At 38.4% G+C, this 4,777-nt stretch carries 4 protein-coding genes; all 4 read right to left on the bottom strand.

Annotated elements, in window-relative coordinates; translation table 11 throughout:
- The coding region (dltB, locus tag RYL77_RS08775) for a D-alanyl-lipoteichoic acid biosynthesis protein DltB (RefSeq protein ID WP_315010995.1) at positions 1–1,150 on the bottom strand (1,150 nt) is incomplete at its 3' end.
- Positions 1,147–2,697, bottom strand: a complete 1,551-nt coding sequence (gene dltA, locus RYL77_RS08770) for a D-alanine--poly(phosphoribitol) ligase subunit DltA (protein WP_315010994.1) — start codon at positions 2,695–2,697, stop codon at positions 1,147–1,149. The genes dltA and dltB, both read right to left, overlap by 4 nt.
- Before the next feature lie 20 nt (positions 2,698–2,717).
- Positions 2,718–2,849, bottom strand: a complete 132-nt coding sequence (locus tag RYL77_RS08765; RefSeq protein WP_000813667.1) for a teichoic acid D-Ala incorporation-associated protein DltX — start codon at positions 2,847–2,849, stop codon at positions 2,718–2,720.
- A 312-nt stretch (positions 2,850–3,161) separates the two neighbouring features.
- A complete protein-coding gene (locus RYL77_RS08760) occupies positions 3,162–4,340 on the bottom strand; it encodes a ryptide export MFS transporter (RefSeq protein WP_315010993.1) in 1,179 nt (392 codons plus the stop codon).
- Positions 4,341–4,777 lie beyond the last annotated feature (437 nt).

Below are 4,777 nucleotides of genomic sequence, written 5' to 3'. Positions count from 1 at the left end.
TCCAGCGATTCTCAGGTAGAGCAGGCTTCCCTGCTTTTTTCCGTTCCTTATTGAGCGTTTTTTTCTTACGAATCCAAGCGTCATTGATAACCAAGCCTAATCCATGAAAGAGTCCATAGGCGATATAGTACCAGGTCACACCGTGCCAAAATCCCATAATCAGCATATTTACAATGTAGGCCACACTTGAGGTTACATTGCGATTCTTAAAGACCTTCTTTCTGGTTAACACCATCACCATCCGCATAAAGACAAAGTCACGGAACCAGAAAGAGAGACTCATATGCCAACGGTTCCAAAACTCCTTTAAATCCCTTGATAAAAAGGGATTATTAAAGTTGATAGGGCTACGGATTCCCATCAAATTTGAAATGGCTAAGGCAAACATAGAGTAACCTGCAAAGTCAAAGAAGAGCTCCAGACCAAAGGTATACATAACTGCCAAGGCATAGAGGTTAAAGAAGCCACCTGACTCCAGGGCTAGATTCTTCAGAGGAGGGAGTAAGGTCTCTCCTAAAACATGAGCTAGGATAAACTTATACAAAAATCCCCACATGATATAGCGAACAGATTCATCCAGCATATCCATCAACTCATCTCGCTCAGGAATGGTCTGATAATTTTCATTAAATCGCTTAAAGCGATCAATTGGACCACTTGAAAAAGTCGGCATAAATAGAAGAAAGCGGAGGAATTCCCAGAAGGTAAAATCCTTAATCACTCCATCTCTCAGCTCGATGATAATCCCAACCGAACGAAAGGTCAGGTAAGAAATTCCCAAAAATCCAAGCAAAGACTGCGTTCCATTGATAGCTGGCTGCACCTTGACAAAGATAATCGGAAGGAGTGACAGAAAACTAACTAGGTAGAAAACCCACTTTCCATCCTTACTTTTTCGATAATGCTTGTAGAAAAGCAGGAGCAATATTTCCCAACAAAGGTAAATACCCAAGGCAGCCAATTGGTTAGTCTTCCCACCTACCAACATGGTGACGATAAAGAAGAGACTAACCAACACTTCATACCAGGCAAAGCGTTTCTTGAAAAAGAGGCCTATAAAGATGGGCAAGGTTGCAGCAATCACATAGACAAAATACTGAGGATTACCGTATGGCTCTAAATGAGGAAGCTGTTGAAAGAACTCCATCATCTCTTATTCACCTCGTTAATCAATCCTTTGATGTCAATTTTTCCATTTGGAGTCAGTGGTAAACTGTCTCGATAAAGGAATTTGGACGGCATCATATAAGACATCATAATATCTGTCAAGTCTTCCTTGATAGCCTTGGTAATATCGATATCACGTTCAAACTGCTCACGGACACCGTCTTTTAAGATGACATAGGCCAAGAGATTTTGTACCTTGTGGTCCTTATTATAGCGCGGTACTGCGACAGCAGACTCGATAAAGCGAGACTTGTTGAGGTTTTGAGAGACATCTTCTAACTCAATGCGGTAACCGTTGAACTTAATCTGGAAGTCCATGCGTCCTCCGTAGAGAAGCAAGCCTTCATCTGTCATAGATCCCACATCACCTGTGTGATAGGCTGGCAATCCTTCAAATTCAAAGAAGGCTTCCGCTGTTTTTTCAGGATTGTTCATATAACCTTTTGAAACAGCTGGTCCAGAAACAATGATTTCTCCCTGTTCGCCATTTGGCAATTTATTGCCTTCCTCATCAATGATAAAGGTTGGAGAATCAGCCTTGGTATAGCCGATTGGTAGGCGTTTGAGAGTCGCTAACATCTCGTCTGTCACAGCAACTGCTGATAGGGCCACTGTCGCTTCTGTTGGACCGTAAGCATTGATAATTCGGGTATTTGGGAAACGCTCGCGCAATTTTTGAGCTGTTTTGACCGTCAATTCTTCGCCATCAAAGTAGAAATGCGTGATTCCAGGCATTTTCTCACTATTAAAGTCTTCAGACAACATGGCCATATCCGCAAAGGATGGTGTTGAAGTCCAGATAGCGATTGGCAATGAAAAGATGGTCGCAAAAAGTTGTTTAAAGTCCTGTGTAATGGCAGATGGAAGAGCGAAAAGTGTACCACCAAGTGCCAAGGTCGGTGCCCAGTACATGACAGACAGATCAAAAGAATAAGGCGGTTGAGCCAGCATTTGCGGACGACTTGGTGTCGCAAATTCCTTATCCGTAATCATCCAGTTGGTAAAGCTGAGGAGATTATCATGTGAAATCTGCACTCCCTTTGGCTTACCAGTCGTACCAGAAGTAAAGATAATGTAGTAGTTATCATCTCCCTTGACTGAATGCGTGATTTCATAGCTGGTCCCTTTATCAAAGGTTCCTTGAACCTGAGCTAGATTCATTATCGGTGTAGAAACCTGCTCCAATGGAAAGTCTGAAATGGCAATAATCAAGCTTGGATCCGCTACTTCTAAAATAGCTGAAACTCGTTCCAAGGCCGAATGGCTATCAATTGGAATGTAAGCATGACCTGACTTAGTCAAAGCTACAAAAGTTGCCAACATTTCATATTCTTGGCCACCAAAAACGACTACAGGAGACTTCTCTGGCAAGTCTAGTTGGTCAATAGCTGCAGCCAAACTATCCGAATCAGCCTTTAAATCGCCATAAGTGTGTTCCTGCCCTAAAACATTATAGACAGGATAGCTAGGCTGGGTCTGAGCAAAATGCTCAATGGTTTCAATCATATCTGCTATTGGTTTATTTGACACAATAGGGATTCTCCTTCAAGTTAAAATTCATTATAGATAAAGCTTCCTTGACCCTGTCCAAGATAGCTAAAGAAGTAAAGCAGCCCTAGAAAGATAAGAAAATACAAGGCTGTCCGACCAAGAAAGAGGTACAATTCTTTTCTCTGTTTCATCAAGAAAAACCATTCATTTCTGTAATTTTTCGCTAAAATAAGAGTGATTCTTACTAGCTTATTTTTCTACCATTGTACCATTTTATAGGGTAATTTTTCAATTGTTTACCGTACATTTTCACTGTATTTAAGCTAATTTTAAAGATTATGCAGTTTTTCTATGTATATTTCAAATAGAGTGTTCCTGGTTCAAAATTCCATTTCAGGAGACAATGAAGTAAATATTCCCATAATAAAACGCACAATATCAAGTTTTTTCAACACCTAATACTATGCGCTTTTCTGATTTTTAAAGACTTTTTAATCAGTCTCTCATTTAAAATAATCTCGTCTGATATAGATTAAAATAGCTTCTATCATCAGACAAATGGCCGATAGCCAAAAACTGATGCTAATACCAAAATTTTCAGTAATATAGCTCATTAGCAAAACAAATACTGAAAATGATAGTGTTGAAATCACTTCCAGAACGGAATAGACATTAACCAAGTTATTTTCCTCTACTGTTTCCTGAAGAAATACACTTTCAGGAACTTCTTTTAGTTGCGATAACATACCAACTAAAGCTGAAAATAATAAAAACATCTGTGCGTTTGGAAAATATAGAATAGTCAGTGTCACTATTACCATGCCTACAAGAGAAAAAAGAATACTTTCCCATTTAGCAGCAAGAAACTTTTCAGATAGCCTAAAAGCAATTAAGCCACTAATTATAATCCCGATAGAGTATGCTGTATTAGAATATCCCCAGTAACTTTCCGTTTCATTTAATAGCTCAGTTACAAAGACAAGTATGATAGAAGAAACCCAAATCGTATTTGAGAAAATTTCCAATAAATTTGCTGATACAAAAAGTCTTAATCTAGAATCTCTAGCAACTAACTTCCAACCTTTGAGTAAAATTTCAAGATTAGTTTCTGACTCTAACACCTCCACTTCAGCCTTAGGAAGAAATAACATCAGAAAGCTAGAAATGATATACAAGATTAAAATGATAAACGTGGTAGGTAAGAGACCAATTGTTGCAAACAAGAGTCCACCTAATCCCCAACCCACTAATTGAACAGCTTCACCACTCATTGATAAGGCTGAGTTAGCCTTGCCCAAATCGGTCGCATAGCGTGGCACAATAGCATAGGAAACAGGTGCTGCAAAACCATCTAATATGGAAATTGCAACAACAAATAGATAGGTTACCAAAGGCGCTACTGATTGCATTACGGTAAACATTCCTACCAGTATCGTTAATAATATAGTCTTTCCAAATTGGGATAAAGATAAAACCCTATTTAGTGCTAACCTTTTAGTAACTAAAGGAACTAAAAGACTCGCAACAAAAGAGGATATCCCTATTAAAATAGGAACTAGTGATGTGGCAATTACTGATTTTGAAATAATGTATATGTTAGCAATGATTGTTACTCTAAAGAAAATATCTGCTAAATTTGCAAACAATTGAGAGACTAACAACTTGACAAATGAATTAGACATGTAGCGCTCCTATCTTAGTTGCCACCTTTGAAATTAAAATTTGATTTTTAATATTCTAGCATAAAATAACAGAAAATAAAAGCGAGGTTTTTCACATGAAAAAACAAAAATTATTGCCTTTATTATTCCTAATTTTGGGAGGAATTATGATTATCGTTGTTGGCTAGTACTAAGAAGTTAGTTAGTAGAATAATTACATCTTCAATCGAAAAAGAGACTGGGAAAAAGTCTTAAAAATCAGAAAAACGCTCAAATCCTTTGGCGCTCTAAGCTTTTCTAATGATAGATAGGTCAAAAAATTATCTGAAAAAGCTCCAGGATCATCATCTCAGCACCGAAAATGCGCTATTTTTGCATGAAAAAACGAAAATTCGGGGTCTGCAATCGAGTAGGGGATAATCTCTAGCCCCTCTCACACCACCGTACATGCCGTTCGG

Source organism: uncultured Streptococcus sp., from assembly GCF_963516515.1.
GTDB lineage: Bacteria > Bacillota > Bacilli > Lactobacillales > Streptococcaceae > Streptococcus.
This window is presented reverse-complemented; position numbering and strand designations above follow the sequence as displayed.

What these genes read in the sequence shown, in the direction of transcription:
- RYL77_RS08765 (WP_000813667.1), bottom strand. Translation starts at nt 2,849, where the DNA reads ATGAAACAGAGAAAAGAATTGTACCTCTTTCTTGGTCGGACAGCCTTG.
- RYL77_RS08760 (WP_315010993.1), bottom strand. Translation starts at nt 4,340, where the DNA reads ATGTCTAATTCATTTGTCAAGTTGTTAGTCTCTCAATTGTTTGCAAAT.